This window comes from Rhodanobacter sp. FW021-MT20 (genome assembly GCF_041107475.1).
Lineage (GTDB): Bacteria > Pseudomonadota > Gammaproteobacteria > Xanthomonadales > Rhodanobacteraceae > Rhodanobacter_A > Rhodanobacter_A glycinis.
Genome location: NZ_JBGBPX010000003.1, coordinates 237345 through 251231, shown reverse-complemented (window position 1 = coordinate 251231; position 13887 = coordinate 237345). Strand labels below are relative to the sequence as shown.

Below are 13887 nucleotides of genomic sequence, written 5' to 3'. Positions count from 1 at the left end.
AAAAGACGTAGTGGCGCCGGGCCGATTCAGGTGGCCTGCGGCACCTTGTCGAGAAAGCCGTGTACGCGATGGATCAGGCCCTGGTCGAGCTCTGCCACGTCGAAACCGGCGACCGGCGTCTCGCCGTTGGGTGCGCGCAGCAGCCAGCGGAAACGCACGATGTCGTGATGTGCGTCCACCGCGCCATCCAGCTCGAAGCGGTAGTCGGGGAACATGCCCTGCACTGCGGCGATGGTGGCCTCGATGCCTTGCCAGCCCTGCACTTGCACCATCGGGTCGGTGTAGCGGGCGTGCTCGGTCCAGACCTGTTCGACCAGCGCGCGGCGGCGCAGCGGGTCGATCTCGTTCCAGCTGCGCAGGTAGGTGTGGACCAGGTCGTTGGTGGCGTGCATGGTGGTGCTCCGTGGTGTGTGTGGGCACAGCTTGCGGCGCCGGCTGCGGCGGGGCGATTACCTGGCAGGTAATGGGCCGCGCCGGTGCGGTCGATGTCGATCCGGGAGACCCCGGTTCGTCGTGTCTGCACCTATAACCCGAAGGAGTTCGCTATGACCCGCATGATTTTCGTCAACCTCCCCGTCGCCGACCTGCCTGCCTCGATGGCGTTCTACGAGGCCCTGGGCTTCACCAACAACCCGCAATTCACCGATGCCACCGCGGCCTGCATGGTGTGGAGCGAGTTCATCTACGTGATGCTGCTGACGCACGCCAAGTGGCGTGGCTTCACCGATCGCGCCATTCCGCCGTCCACTTCGAGCGAGGTGTCACTGGCACTGGCGCTGGACAGCCGCGAGGCAGTGGACGCCATGCTTGCGGCTGCCGCAGCCCACGGTGGCACTGCTGACATCAATCCCGTGCAGGACATGGACTTCATGTATGGCCGCGACCTTACCGACCCTGATGGCCACGTGTGGGGCCCGTTCTGGATGGACATGGCGGCGATGCCCGCGAACGCGGCGTGATGCCGGGCGCGGGACGCCACCGGGTGTCGATCGGCGGGCCTACGCTTGCGTCATTTCCGCATGGGGCTTTCCCGTGGCCGGGGGAAGCGGGTTCGGAGCTCCACTCGCGCCAGGCACGACAGGGTCGCCGGAGTACGATGCTCGCTTCCTCCCGCGGGCCATGGGGCGCACCTTGAATGCATCGACACTCTTGTGGGGCATGCTGTTTGGCTCGATCGGGCTGGGATACTTCATCTATGGCAAGAAGCAGCAGGCGATGGTGCCGCTGCTCAGCGGCGTAGCCTTGATGGTGTTCCCGTATTTCGTGAGCGGTACGGCGTGGCTGGTCATCATTGGGATTGCGCTGATGGCGGTGCCGTATTTCGTGAAGGTCTGAAGAGACCCCACGCAGCGGTGCACATGCGCGGCGCCGGAAGCGGGTCGAGCCTCGCAGCGCCGAACCGGAATCATCCTTGCAGGAGAATGACGATGAACGACAGATTGAATGACCAGGCTGTCATCCAGCAGTCCTACGAGGCGGTGGTCGACAAGTTGTACGGCGTCTTCAATGCGGCGTACATCCTGGCGTTGGCAAACCACGATGACCAGGGCAAGACCCATGCGGAAGATGCCTTCAGTAGCGGGCTTTTGCTTGCCCGCCAGGCAAGGGATCGCGCCCTCGCGCTACTGCCTTAGGGAGGCCTGAGCTTGTTCGCCATCCCAGCGGCACTCAACGGCCGAAGGGCCGGTCAAGCTGGCACCCTTTCCACAGGCGCGATCAGTAGCCGATGGTGAAGCGCTGGCGCGAGTGTGCCGGTTGTTCCAGCTCGTCCACCAAGGCCATCGCGTAATCCTCGAACGAGACACTGCTGCCATGCTCGTTGGACAGGAGCAGGTCGGTGCCGAGGCGGAAATGACCGGTTCGCTCGCCAGGAGTGAAGCTCAGCGGCGGCGAAAGGAATGTCCAGTCCAGTTCGGTTTCGGCGCACAACAGATCGAGGAAATCGCAGCCTGCCGCCGCTTCTTGCCGGTATGCCTCCGGGAAGTTCGGGATGTCGATCAGCTTCAGGCCCAGCGGAAATTCGCCCAGCGCGACTTCGAGACCGCCCGCACCACCGACGACGAGGTAGCGGCCTACGCCGGATGCGCGCACCGTCGAGATCAGCGTGGCGGGATCGCCCGCGGCGAAATGGACCGAACTGATGACGGCATCATGGCCTGCCAGCAGGGATGCGATGCCGGGCTTGTCGAAGACGTCACCGGATTTCGCCTCGACACCCGGCAGCGAAGGCACGCGGGTCGCGTCACGAACGATGGCAGTGACCGTATGCCCGCGTCGGACGAGTTCGGCGAGGATGCGCGAGCCGGCATTGCCGGTGGCACCGATGAGAGCGACATGCATGAGGGTTTCCTCTTGTGGTTTCTAAAAGTTATTAGGTGCCAAGATATCTATTGGTGTAAAGAAGGCACTTGATGCTTACCTGGTCACTTCGATCATTGGCGACCCGTATTCCCGTGACTGTCCGACACGGAAAGTGCTGGATCGCATCGCCGACAAATGGGCGGTGCTGGTGCTTGGTCTGTTGATGGGCGGCCCGATGCGCTTCAACCAGTTGCGCCGGGCGGTCGACGGCATTTCCCAGAAGATGCTTTCGCAGACGCTCAAGAGCCTGGAGCGCGATGGCCTGGTCAGCCGCAAGGCCTTCGCGACGGTGCCCGTTACGGTCGAATACGCCATCACGCCGCTGGGCCAGACACTGGCCGATACGGTGGACGCACTGCGGGTCTGGGCGGAAACCCACATGGAAGAGGTGACGGCCCATCAGCAACGCTACGACGCGGGTGCGGCGTCCGGCGCGTGAGGCGAAAAACCGGCTCGATTCCGCTTCTGCGGGAGCCTCCGCCGGTTTCACCGCGATTGCAGGGCCTCCGCCGTCGGCGTGACGCCGGGCCGGCATGCCTGCCAAGTCCATTTTTCTGGCTGATGCAGGCGAACATATCCGTTTCGCCGGTCCGGTGAGCGCGTCAGGCTGCCCGTCGGGACGTTCCGGATTTCTTGCTGGCGGGCATTTGTAGTATTACTGCTGTTCCGCCGGCAGGTGCGTGATCCGCACCGTGTGCGCAGAGACGGCGAAATCCCCGGAGAGAACGCATGGCCCCGCATGACCCGTTCCAAGGCAGACGCGATTTTCTGCGCGCATCCGGCGCATTGGGGCTGGCCACGATGCTGCCTGGTGCAGTACGTGCGGCCAGTACCCATGCCGGGGTTGTGCCACCGGGTGATACCGACGCCACTTCGGACGTGCCTTTGCCGGCACGCGCACCGCTGGCTTCGCAGCCTTTCCGGCGCTTGCCTGCAGGCGCCATTCGGCCAGCTGGCTGGTTGCGTCGGCAACTGGAAATCCAGGCCTCGGGACTGGGTGGGCACCTGGATGAAACCTGGGCCGATGTCGGGCCCGACAGTGGTTGGCTTGGAGGCACGGGCGAATCGTGGGAACGCGGCCCGTATTTTCTCGATGGGCTGCTGCCGCTGGCCTGGCAACTGGACTCGGCACCGCTGAAGGCGAAGGCGCAGAAGTTCATCGACTGGACGCTGGACAACCCGTGGCCCAATGGCATGTTCGGTCCGCGCAGCAACAATGATTGGTGGCCGCGCATGGTCATGCTCAAGGTGCTCACGCAGTACCACGAGCTCACCGGCGATGCGCGGGTGATACCGCTGATGACGAATTATTTTGTCCATCAGCTCGGCGCGCTGCCGGCACGGCCGTTGCGCGACTGGGGCCGGTCGCGCTGGCAGGACGAACTGCTCTCGGTGTTGTGGCTTTACGACCGCACCGGCGACAAGCGCCTGCTGCAACTGGCCGCGTTGCTGCACCGGCAGGGTTTCGACTGGCAGGGCATGTTTGCCGATTTCAAGTTCAAGCAGAAAGTCGACGTGGCCAAGCTCAAGGCGGAAGGCGGTGGCGGCGATGTCTTCATGGAAGACCTCGGCCAACGCGTGCATGGCGTCAACATCGCCATGTCGATCAAGTCCTCGCCGGTATGGTCACTGGTCTCCGGCCGCGCGCACGACCGCGATGCCGTGCATCACCAGCTGAGCATGCTCGATACCTACCACGGCCTGCCCAATGGCATGTTCTCGGCCGACGAACATCTGGCCGGCCGCAATCCGTCGCAGGGCACAGAACTGTGCACGGTGGTGGAAACGATGTTTTCGTTGGAGGTGGCACTGGCCATCACCGGTGACCCGGCCTTGGCCGATCGGCTGGAAACGATTGCCTACAACGCGTTGCCGGGCACCTTCACCGACGACATGTGGGCGCATCAATACGACCAGGAACCGAACCAGGTGGAATCCAGCCTGCATCGGCGCCCATGGACCACCAACGGCCCGGAGTCGAACCTGTTCGGATTGGAGCCGCACTTCGGCTGCTGCACCGCGAATTTCCACCAGGGTTGGCCCAAGCTCACCCAGAGCCTGTGGATGGCGACGGCAGACGGCGGCATGGCGGCGACGGTCTATGCGCCATGTACGCTGCAGACGGTTGTGCACGGTGTGCCGTTGCGGATCGAACAAAGCACCGACTATCCGTTTCGGTCGCGCGTGGAGATCGTCTTGCATCCGGCGCGGGCGGTCGCATTTGCATTGAAGCTGCGCATTCCTGGCTGGGCGACGGGCTCGACGCTGACGGTGAATGGCCACGCGCAAGCATCCGGATCGGCCGGGCGTTTCCTCACGCTGCAGCGCGAGTGGCAACGTGGCGACACGATTGCGCTGACCTTTGCCAGCGTGCCGAAGACCGTACCCGGCTTCAACGATTCGGTCAGCGTGCGCGATGGCGCCCTGGTGTTTGCACTGCCCATCGCCGAATCGTGGATCAAGTGGCGCCAGCGTGGCTTGACCGCGGACTGGATGGTCTATCCCGCCTCGCGCTGGAACATGGGCTTGCCGGATAACGCGAGCTTCCGCCGAGCCGAACAGCCGGTGGGACCGGTGCCGTTCTCGCGGCGGCACCCGCCAGTGACACTCAGCGTGGAAGGACGCCCGGTGGCAACCTGGAAAGCGGAAGAGGGCGCGGCCGACCCGGTGCCGCGCCGGCCACAGGCCGACGCGACCGACGTGCCGGTCATGCTCACCCTGATGCCATATGCGGCGCCCAAACTTCGCATCACGGCATTTCCGCTGCTGGCGTCGGGCAGCAACGAACATCCCGAGGATGGGCACGTGAGTTGAATGCCTGACGGGGTGGGGATGGGAGCAGCCTCATCGCTTACCATGAGTGCCCCGCAAGTTGATCCGCCACTTTCCACCCAGGCCCATGAAGCGATGAACCGATCCGACCGCGAGATCAAGCAAGGCTGTGACTTCGTGCTTTCGCGCCCGCTTCCACCGTCTGCCGCCGAAACGCTGGCGCGGCTGGCGGCGCATCCTGCCGCGGTCGACGCAATCGACGATTACGGCGCTGGCGGAGCGGTCGTGCGACTGGAGCAGGCCACCACGGCAAAACTCGGCAAGCAGGCGGGGCTGTTCTTCATCAAGGGTGTCACCGCGCAGTTGTGCGTGCTGCGTGCGTATGCGCAGGCGCGCGCGTGTCGAAACGTGGTGATTCACCCGCTGAGCCACATGGATATCGACGAAGCTGGTGCGATCGAGCGATCGGCAGGCCTGACGGCGATTCGGCTTGGCCGCCATGCGCCGTTGGGCGCCAAGGCGCTGGCCGCACTGACCGAGCCGCTGGCTGCCGTGGTGATCGAGCTGCCGTTGCGGCGCGCCGGTTTCCTGCTGCCGGATCTCGTTGATTTGCGCGCCATCTCGGCATGGTGTCGCCGGCAGGGCATTCCGCTGCATTTCGATGGCGCGCGGCTGTGGGAAGCGGCGGCCGGCTACGGCATATCCGAGGCCGAATTGGCGGCGCTGGCGGACAGCGTGTATGTCTCGTACTACAAGGGACTCGGTGGGCTCGGCGGCGCGATGGTGACCGGCACGCAGGCGTTCATCGATTCGCTGCGTCCATGGAAGACCCGCTATGGCGGTGATCTGTTTACCGCCTATCCCTATGCCATCGCCGCACTGGATGGACTGGACACGTTGGCGCCGCGGTTGCGGGGATTCGTGGCGCGTGCGCGCGCATTGGCTGCCGGCTTGAACGAACTGCCCGGGCTGCTGGTGCATCCGGCCCGACCGCACACCAATGCATTCCAGGTGTGGCTGGCAGGTACGCCTTCCGAGCTGGCGGCACGCCACGCGAGGTTTGCCGCCGAACACAAGCGCTGGTTGTTCGATGGTTTCAGCGAAGCGCCGCTGGCCGGCCATGCAATGGCCGAAATCCAGCTGGGGCCCGCGTCTGACCATTACACGATTGCCGAGGCCGTCGACGTGGTGAGGCAGTTCATCGACGCCAAGGCGGTGTAAAGCGCTCGCTCAGGCAGAATGCTTTCCCGTCAATCAGGTGCGTCGGCGCGTTTTCCGCAAGGCCACGTCGCGACGTGGCCTTGTCGGGCAAGTCAGCCGGCACGTTGCACGTCATGCGAAGTCACGGCCTTGCCGGCGCGATCGGCCCTCATCCAGATCAGCGTCATGACCGCAGCGATCGCCAGCAGCGGAAAAGTGATGATGTTCAGATCCAGCCAGCCGAACCGCTCAAGCACGGGGCCGGCGCCGAGCGCCGCCACTGCAGTCAGTCCATAACGGACCAGTTCGGCCACGCCTTGGACGCGGGCGCGTTCCGGCGGCGTGTGGCACGAGGCGAGAAGCGTCGTCCCACCCACGAACATGAAGTTCCAGCCCATGCCGAGACAAAACAGCGCGAGGTAGAACGCCGTCAGGCTGGTCGACATGGCGGCAATCAGCCCGCACGTCGCGGTCAGCACCATACCGGCAAACAGGACGGGCGACATGCCAAAACGCTTGATCAGGCGACCAGCGAAAAAGGACGGTGCGTACATGCCCACCAGATGCCACTGGATGATATGGGCGCCGTCATTGATGGTGCGATGACTGTCGATCGCGGCGAGGGGAGTGGCCGTCATGACGAACATCATCACCACGCCGCCAATGACGGTGTTGGCCAGTGCGGCGAGTGAAATCGGTTGCGAAAAAACGATCCGCAAGCGTCGGGCAGGCAGCGCCGCGTCATCAGACACGCCGGTGCCGGGTTCCGTGTCGCGGAACCCTACGGCGAGAAGAACCGCCGACGCAACGCCAAGCACGCTGACGACCAGATAGGAGCCTGCGAACAGCGTCGAGAACAGGTTCTTGCTCCATGCCGCCAGGGCGGGGCCGATCACGGCGGCGATCACGCCACCGGCCAAAACCATCGAGATGACGCTTGCCTTGTGTGCAACATCCACCGAATCGGCCGCAGCAAGCCGGTAATACTGGGCGAACGCCTGGAAAACGCCGACCGCCGCGGTGCCAAGGCAGAACAACCAGAAGTTGGCGTGAAACACCGACCAGACGGAGATGGCCCCGCCGGTGGCGCAAAACACCGCCCCGGTGACAAAGCCCCAACGCCGGCCGATGCGCTGCATCAGGATGGAGGCCAGCAAGGTCGTCACGGCGCCCGCCACCGTGATCATTGCGAACGGCAGCGTTGCCAGGGATTTGTCGGGGGCGAGCTGGTAGCCGGTCAGCCCCGTCAAGGTGAGGTCGATGGCGATCGCGGCGGTAAAAAGGCCTTGCGCGATGGCCAGGACAAACGCGTTGGAGCGCAGTGTCGGCGTTGCATCGCGCGCAGATGCAACGCGCCGCGAAGAACCCCGTCGTGGGTGTTTTCCGAACCTTTTCATGCCGCGTGCTAGCAGGGGAGATCGATGGCTGAGCAACGGCAGACTGGCATGCTGACTCTCCGATCGATCGAATAATCGGGGCATTCTCGCCAAGACGTCATCGGGCCGAAAGGACAGATTTCCCTCATTCCCGGACACAGGCCGGTCGCGGCCTGTGACGCATGGTGGGAGCGGTGGTTGCGTGTTTTTCCGTGTACGCGGCGTGGGTCGCCCATGCCTTCCTTGCGAGTGACGCTTTTTGAGGGATATTAGTCCTTTGAGTCATTCACCTTTGGCTGCATCATGCAGGCATGAATGGCGTTGTCCGTGACGTTTGCGGACAACATGGGTCGCAGAGAACCTATGGAAGGTCTGATTTTGCTCGTCATCCCAGCGAAAGCTGGGATCCAGTGTCTATAGGTCATTGAAAGCAGAGTCACTGGATTCCTGCTTGACCGGCCCTTCGGCCGTTGAGAGCCGCAGGAATGACGGGCAAAAAAGCCGATTGATCAGACCTTCCCTATTGGTCGGAGGCTGTCATGCAGAAAAACGCAGCGAGCAAAGACGAAGCCACGCGTGATATCGCATTCCTGGTTTTCCCCGGCTTCCAGATACTGGATTTGAGCGGCCCGCTGGCCGCCTTCGATACGGCCCGACGGATCAGTACGGGCATTCCCTACCGGTGCCATGTCGTTTCATTGACCGGTGGCGGCATCGTGAGCTCGTCCGGCCTGGAGGTCGTCACGCGGAAAATCCGGTCGAGTGCGTACGACACCCTGATTGTCTCCGGCGGAGGCACGTCGGTTGATCTGCACGATTTGTCCGCGATATCAGCCCATCTGGGCAAGGCGGCGGCAAAAAACACCCGACGCATTGCGAGTGTGTGCACTGGCGCATTCCTGCTCGCTGCCGCAGGCCTGCTGGAGGGGCGTCGCGCCACCACGCATTGGAAATATGCGAAGCAATTGCAGCGCCAGTTCCCCGACATCAAGGTCGAGCCCGATCGCATTTTCACGAAGGACCGCGGCATCTGGACTTCTGCCGGTGTCACCGCCGGAATCGATCTGGCGCTGGCCATGATCGATGACGATCTCGGGAGCGCCATATCCCATGGCGTGGCGCAAATGCTGGTGGTCTACCACCGTCGTCCGGGCGGGCAATCGCAATTCTCGGCCATCGCCGACATGCAGCCGGAATCGGACAGGATCCGCGAGGTTCTCACCTACATGCGCGAGCACTTGCACGAGTCGTTGTCGACCGAACAACTGGCTTCCGTCGCATGCATCAGTCCCAGGCAGTTTGGTCGTGCGTTTCTTGCCGAGACGGGAGAAACGCCCGCCAAGGCCGTCGAGCGCTTGCGCGTGGAAGTGGCGCGCCAGCGGGTCGAGCGAAGTGCGGAACCCATCGAAGTCATCGCCCATGCGTTCTTCAAGGATCCCGAGAGAATGCGTCGCGCTTTCATACGCGTGCTCGGACATCCGCCGCAAAGCATCCGCCGAATGACGGCCCATAACGCGGCAAGTCTGTCGGAAAGCTAGGCCGGTTCGACGCGTTTCCCGTTTGTCTGACTGCGGCGTGGTCGCTGCATGGCTTTGTGTTGCCCGGGATTTGCCGATGGGCCGTGGAATGTGCCCGTGCGTTTCGAGAAGCCATGCATTTCATGGCATGGCCCATCAAGCAAAACGCAGTGAATTTGTAACCCAACAGACGCCCATGGCGAATGACCAGGGGTCACTTCGGCACGTGCTGCCGATGTCGAGGAACCTGAAATGATCGACGAATTGATAGACGAAATTTTTTGCCTGGCCGACCACGTTGAACCCGATGCCAATGCAGTACGGGAATGGTTCTTCGAGACGCCCCTGTTTCCCTATGGCAATACGGCGCGGGAACTTGTGCAGGCCAACCGGGGCGACGCCGTCATCGTCTTCCTGAAGCGCATCCTGCGTGATGCCGAGCGAGACGCGGCATCCTCGGCCAGCCGTGTTTTTGTGCAGCACGCCGCCATGGCGTCGGCTATTGGGGCACGATGATGAATGGCTGGATCAACGCCATCGTGCGGCCTGTCGTGCAAGCCACTGGGTGCCTCGCTGCGACTCGGAATGCCATCTTCGAGCGTTGCCCGGGCCCGAGGCGCGCGCAGCCATGAAGGCTCGATACAAAACAGGGCGCGCCTTGTCTGCCGCGCGCCCTGCAGGTTTTCGCATGCCGCTTTTCGTCGCCATCACCGGCGGACTGGCGTCCATCCATTGCCCTGTGTCGTTGGCCGATGAGCCGATGCAGACTCGCAACCGATCTGTGCCGGCTGCAGCGGTCAGCCTCGCGGTGGTACAGCCGCCTGTGGCGACAGGAAGGCTTGAGACCCGGATGCCAGAACAGGACATGCGTCACAGCGTCGGCAAGCATGTTGCCGGCATCGCATCGCCCGTGGTGGCGACAAATGACGCGACGAGGGCGTCCGTTCCGGCTCGCCACGAGCATGACAAGAAGCGGGTTTGGACGCTTGGATCGGTCGTCGTCACGGCGACGCCCGAGGGCTACGCCGCAACCGGTTCCCGTTCGGCCACGCGCACCGATACCGCGTTGATCGACGTGCCGCAGTCGGTTCAAGTGCTTACCCGCACGCTGCTAGACGAGCAGGATCGCCAGACCCTGGCCGACGCTTTGGTGAATGTTTCAGGCGTGACTCCCACCCGGCCGGAGGAAACCTTGTTCACCCAGCCGATCGTGCGTGGCTTCCCGGCCGAGATTTATCTGGATGGCTTGCCCGCCTTCGGTACGACTGCGTCCATCGACCCGACCAGCCTTGTGGGAATCGAGCGCGTCGAGGTGTTGAAGGGCCCGACGTCCACCGTGTACGGCGGCGGTGCGGGTGCGCCGTTGGGTGGTCTCATTAACGTCGTCTCCAAGCGGCCGGAAGCCGAGGCGGGCGGCTTCGTGGCATTGCGCACCGGCAGCTTCTCGACCTGGAATCCCTATGCCGATCTCAACGTGCCGCTGGGCGCTGGAGTCGCTGCGCGGATTACAGCTGATTACCAGGGCAACAAAAGCTGGATCGACAAGCTCAAGGGTGATCGCTGGTCAGTGCAGCCCAGCCTGTCGTTCCAACTGGATCCGGACACCGAACTGCTGCTGCGCGGGCAATACGACCGCCGCAGTCAGGTCGAATATTCCGGCTTGCCCGCCGCTCAGGCGCTGGCCGGCCAACTGGATCGCGATGCCTTCCCGGGCACGACCACGGGCCAGCCGCGCTCGACGACCGAGAACCGCCTGACCACGGCCGAGTTTCGGCACGACTTCAGTGACGACGTGCGCCTGACGGTGACCGGGCGCCATTTCGATGGCCGTGTTCGCGACTATGGCAGCTTCGTCTATCCGGAGTTCCTGCCGCCCGATCCGGCGACACCGACCGTCTATCCCATCTTTACCCTCTATCTTCCGAACACCGTGAAGGAGGACACGCTCGATGCCAACCTGTCGGTGCGCGTGGATGCGCTCGGTGGCCAGCATGAGCTGCTGGGTGGCATCGATGTCGATCGCACCCGCGTCGACTCGGCGGTCAGGTTCGATGGCGTGCCCGTGGGCGAGCTCGACCTGGCGCGACCGAACTACACGTTGGCATTCGGCGCGATACCATCGGCGAGCACGACGCAGACCAACCGCTACCGGACGGTCGCTGCCTATGTGCAAGATCAGGCGACTTACGGACGGTTGCATCTGCTGGGCTCGCTGCGTTTGACGCAATTCAACTTGCGCCAGATAGAACAGGGCATCGACACCCGCTACTCGCGCGTGACGCCACGAGTCGGCGCAACGTTCGACCTCGTACCCGGCGTGGCGCTTTATGCGGCTTATGCCACCGGGTTTCGTGGGGCAGTCAACTTCATCGGCCTCGAACCACCCAAGCCCGAGACATCCCGCAACGTCGAGGGCGGGCTGAAGTTCGCGCTGACACGAAGCGGCTTGTCGGGCACGGTCGCCGCGTTCGAGCAGACCCGCCGCAACGTGGCGACTGCCGACCCGAACCATCCGTTGTTCTCGATCCAGAGCGGCGAGCAACGCGCGCGGGGCGTGGAGGGCGACCTCACCTGGGAGCCGGTGCCGGCGTTCTCGCTGCTCGCGAACTATGCCCACACCGAGGCCGAGGTGACGAAGGACACGATCATCCCGGTCGGCGACAGGTTGCCGCGCGTGCCACGGAACAGCGGGCGTGTCGCAGCCCGCTATCGGGTACTGGGCGGCTTCGCCAAAGGCTTGTCGTTCGGCGCCGGCGTCACCGCGTTCAGCGCGCGCGACATCACCTTGCCAAACAGCGTGCCGGTGCCGGGCTATGCCGTGGTGGATGCGCAAGCTGCCTACGATTTTGGCCGGTTCACGGTCGAACTCTCAGCGGTGAATCTGTTTGGACGCAACGCCTTCGATACGTACCAGTACCTCTCGTTCCCGGTCGTGATCCCGACCCAGCCTCGCTCGGTCTACGTCACGCTGAAAACCAGCCTCTGAAGAACACCGGGCTGACCGCCATCCCTTCCACAGGACATCAGGAAATGACTGACATCAACCGCCGCAACGTCGTCAAACTGGCGCTGCTCGCCCCGTTCGTCGCCAGCATGGCCGGCACGGCATTCGCACAAACGCCTGCGTCGATGCCCGAACACAAAATGCCCGACATGGGTCCTGAAATGAACAAGGTGCACTGGCTGGGGGACGAGCAGATCGGCATGCTGATGTATCCCGGCATGACGGTGATGGACCTGATCGGGCCGCAATGCATGTTCGGTTCGATGATGGGGGCGAAGATTCACCTTGTCGCGAAGTCGCTCGATCCGGTGACCAGCGACGCCGGGGTGACGATTGTTCCCACCGCTACCTTCGAAAGTTGTCCGCGCGATCTCACCGTGCTGTTCGCCCCGGGTGGCACGGACGGCACGCTGGCGGCGGCCGCCGATCCCGCGACGCTGGCCTTCATGTCTGATCGCGGCGCGCGGGCGAAATACATCACCAGCGTCTGCTCGGGCTCGTTGATCCTGGGCGCGGCGGGATTGTTGAAAGGCTACAAGGCGACGTCCCACTGGTCGGTGCGCGATGTGCTGGCGGGCTTTGGCGCGATCCCGACCGAGGCCCGCGTCGTGCGTGATCGCAACCGCGTTACCGGCGCGGGCGTGACCGCCGGACTCGATTTCGGCCTCAGCATGGTCGCGGAGCTGCGCGACCAGACCTATGCCGAATGCTGTCAGCTCGTCAGCGAGTACGACCCCGATCCACCGTTCAACGCCGGTTCCTTGAAGACCGCGCCCAAGGGAGTCAAGGACGCCATGGTCCTGCTGCTGGCGGACTTTGTGAAAAAGGCAAAGGCATTGGCCAGCGCCACGACGGTCTAGGAGCGTGGCCTGCAGGCTGCAGCAGGCCTGTCGGTACTTCAGCCCGTGCCCGCGAACACCGCCCACTGCGCGTCGAAAGCCCGCTTGAAGGCGGGGCGCGCTTTGGCACGGGCGACGTAGGCGGCGAGGTTCGGGTATTCGTCCAGCAGGCCGGATGCTTTCAGGCGGAGCAGTACGCCGACCATCATCAGATCGCCGGCGCTGAATGCGCCATCGAGCCAGTCGGCTTCGCCGAGGCGCGTGGAAAGATCGCCCAACCGGTGGCGGATACGGTCCAGGACCAGTGGCAGGCGCTGCGCTGCCCAGGGTTTGTCGCCCTCCTGGAACTTGGCGGTCTGCAATTCAAGAATGGGCGATTCGACCGTGTTGAGCGCGGCAAACATCCAGGCGATTGCCCGCGCCTGGGCATTGGCATCGTCCGGCAGCAAACCGGCGTGGTGCTGCGCGATATGCAACACGATGGCGCCGGACTCGAACAGGACGAGATCGCCTTCCTCGTAGGTGGGAATCTGGCCGAAGGGATGCAGGGCACGATGCGCGGGTTCCTTCATCGCGCTGAACGACAGCAGGCGGACCTCGTACGGTTGGCCTACTTCTTCCAGCGCCCAGCGCACGCGCATGTCGCGCGCGAGTCCCTGGCCGCGGTCGGGCGAACTTTCAAAAGCGGTGATGGTGGGGATCATGCGAAAGCTCCGGAGAGTGGCACCATGCCATGGGAAGGCAGGATGGCGCGGGATGTACGCGTTCGATTCTGGCCGAGTCGGGGCGAAGCTCGGCGCGGAAAGGCATGCCATGGA

General features: G+C 63.8%; 14 protein-coding genes. 10 read left to right on the top strand and 4 right to left on the bottom strand.

All coding sequences use genetic code 11. The features are described from left to right. Positions 1-26: 26 nt before the first annotated feature. Positions 27-392: a nuclear transport factor 2 family protein gene (locus tag AB7849_RS06075; RefSeq protein WP_008208996.1), complete on the bottom strand. Its 366-nt coding sequence runs from the start codon at positions 390-392 to the stop codon at positions 27-29. Between the two features lie 153 nt (positions 393-545). On the opposite strand from AB7849_RS06075, the gene AB7849_RS06070 reads away from it, so the two are divergent. From AB7849_RS06070 to AB7849_RS06060, 3 genes are all read left to right on the top strand, one after another. Beyond that, on the top strand, positions 546-959 hold the full coding sequence (locus AB7849_RS06070; RefSeq protein ID WP_008208995.1) for a VOC family protein: 414 nt from the start codon (positions 546-548) through the stop codon (positions 957-959). 172 nt (positions 960-1131) lie between these two features. Beyond that, positions 1132-1335, top strand: a complete 204-nt coding sequence (locus AB7849_RS06065; protein ID WP_369500705.1) for a hypothetical protein — start codon at positions 1132-1134, stop codon at positions 1333-1335. 92 nt (positions 1336-1427) lie between these two features. Then, positions 1428-1634 carry a hypothetical protein gene (locus tag AB7849_RS06060; protein WP_147627606.1) on the top strand — a complete coding sequence of 69 codons (207 nt, stop codon included), beginning with the start codon at positions 1428-1430 and terminating at the stop codon, positions 1632-1634. 82 nt (positions 1635-1716) lie between these two features. Here the strand turns inward: AB7849_RS06060 and AB7849_RS06055 are convergent, their stop codons facing one another. Continuing rightward, positions 1717-2340, bottom strand: coding sequence for an NAD(P)-dependent oxidoreductase (locus AB7849_RS06055; protein ID WP_008208991.1), 624 nt, complete (start codon positions 2338-2340; stop codon positions 1717-1719). A gap of 133 nt (positions 2341-2473) precedes the next feature. Between AB7849_RS06055 and AB7849_RS06050 the strand changes: the two genes are divergently transcribed. The 3 genes from AB7849_RS06050 (at position 2474) to AB7849_RS06040 (ending at position 6354) form a co-directional block, all read left to right on the top strand. Then, on the top strand, positions 2474-2800 hold the full coding sequence (locus tag AB7849_RS06050) for a winged helix-turn-helix transcriptional regulator (RefSeq protein WP_008208989.1): 327 nt from the start codon (positions 2474-2476) through the stop codon (positions 2798-2800). Positions 2801-3090: 290 nt separating this feature from the next. Beyond that, on the top strand, positions 3091-5175 hold the full coding sequence (locus AB7849_RS06045) for a beta-L-arabinofuranosidase domain-containing protein (protein ID WP_008208988.1): 2085 nt from the start codon (positions 3091-3093) through the stop codon (positions 5173-5175). A gap of 93 nt (positions 5176-5268) precedes the next feature. Continuing rightward, positions 5269-6354, top strand: coding sequence for a threonine aldolase family protein (locus AB7849_RS06040; RefSeq protein WP_037098649.1), 1086 nt, complete (start codon positions 5269-5271; stop codon positions 6352-6354). 92 nt (positions 6355-6446) lie between these two features. Here AB7849_RS06040 and AB7849_RS06035 read toward each other — a convergent pair whose 3' ends face one another. Beyond that, entirely contained in the window at positions 6447-7730 is a 1284-nt protein-coding gene (locus AB7849_RS06035) for an MFS transporter (RefSeq protein WP_008208984.1), read from the bottom strand. A gap of 518 nt (positions 7731-8248) precedes the next feature. On the opposite strand from AB7849_RS06035, the gene AB7849_RS06030 reads away from it, so the two are divergent. From AB7849_RS06030 to AB7849_RS06015, 4 genes are all read left to right on the top strand, one after another. Beyond that, positions 8249-9247 carry a GlxA family transcriptional regulator gene (locus AB7849_RS06030; protein WP_008208982.1) on the top strand — a complete coding sequence of 333 codons (999 nt, stop codon included), beginning with the start codon at positions 8249-8251 and terminating at the stop codon, positions 9245-9247. A 231-nt stretch (positions 9248-9478) separates the two neighbouring features. Further along, entirely contained in the window at positions 9479-9742 is a 264-nt protein-coding gene (locus AB7849_RS06025; protein ID WP_008208979.1) for a hypothetical protein, read from the top strand. A 172-nt stretch (positions 9743-9914) separates the two neighbouring features. After that, the gene (locus AB7849_RS06020) at positions 9915-12212 is read left to right on the top strand and encodes a TonB-dependent siderophore receptor (RefSeq protein WP_202799614.1); all 2298 of its coding nucleotides are present in this window, start codon (positions 9915-9917) and stop codon (positions 12210-12212) included. A 44-nt stretch (positions 12213-12256) separates the two neighbouring features. Then, the gene (locus AB7849_RS06015; protein WP_008208975.1) at positions 12257-13090 is read left to right on the top strand and encodes a DJ-1/PfpI family protein; all 834 of its coding nucleotides are present in this window, start codon (positions 12257-12259) and stop codon (positions 13088-13090) included. A 38-nt stretch (positions 13091-13128) separates the two neighbouring features. Here AB7849_RS06015 and AB7849_RS06010 read toward each other — a convergent pair whose 3' ends face one another. Then, on the bottom strand, positions 13129-13773 hold the full coding sequence (locus AB7849_RS06010; protein WP_008208973.1) for a glutathione S-transferase family protein: 645 nt from the start codon (positions 13771-13773) through the stop codon (positions 13129-13131). Between the last annotated feature and the right edge of the window lie 114 nt (positions 13774-13887).

Coding starts and splice junctions, on each gene's coding strand:
- AB7849_RS06025 (WP_008208979.1), top strand. CDS start 9,479: ATGATCGACGAATTGATAGACGAAATTTTTTGCCTGGCCGACCACGTT.
- AB7849_RS06040 (WP_037098649.1), top strand. CDS start 5,269: ATGAACCGATCCGACCGCGAGATCAAGCAAGGCTGTGACTTCGTGCTT.
- AB7849_RS06055 (WP_008208991.1), bottom strand. CDS start 2,340: ATGCATGTCGCTCTCATCGGTGCCACCGGCAATGCCGGCTCGCGCATC.
- AB7849_RS06035 (WP_008208984.1), bottom strand. CDS start 7,730: ATGAAAAGGTTCGGAAAACACCCACGACGGGGTTCTTCGCGGCGCGTT.
- AB7849_RS06075 (WP_008208996.1), bottom strand. CDS start 392: ATGCACGCCACCAACGACCTGGTCCACACCTACCTGCGCAGCTGGAAC.
- AB7849_RS06015 (WP_008208975.1), top strand. CDS start 12,257: ATGACTGACATCAACCGCCGCAACGTCGTCAAACTGGCGCTGCTCGCC.
- AB7849_RS06020 (WP_202799614.1), top strand. CDS start 9,915: ATGCCGCTTTTCGTCGCCATCACCGGCGGACTGGCGTCCATCCATTGC.
- AB7849_RS06070 (WP_008208995.1), top strand. CDS start 546: ATGACCCGCATGATTTTCGTCAACCTCCCCGTCGCCGACCTGCCTGCC.
- AB7849_RS06060 (WP_147627606.1), top strand. CDS start 1,428: ATGAACGACAGATTGAATGACCAGGCTGTCATCCAGCAGTCCTACGAG.
- AB7849_RS06030 (WP_008208982.1), top strand. CDS start 8,249: ATGCAGAAAAACGCAGCGAGCAAAGACGAAGCCACGCGTGATATCGCA.
- AB7849_RS06010 (WP_008208973.1), bottom strand. CDS start 13,773: ATGATCCCCACCATCACCGCTTTTGAAAGTTCGCCCGACCGCGGCCAG.
- AB7849_RS06045 (WP_008208988.1), top strand. CDS start 3,091: ATGGCCCCGCATGACCCGTTCCAAGGCAGACGCGATTTTCTGCGCGCA.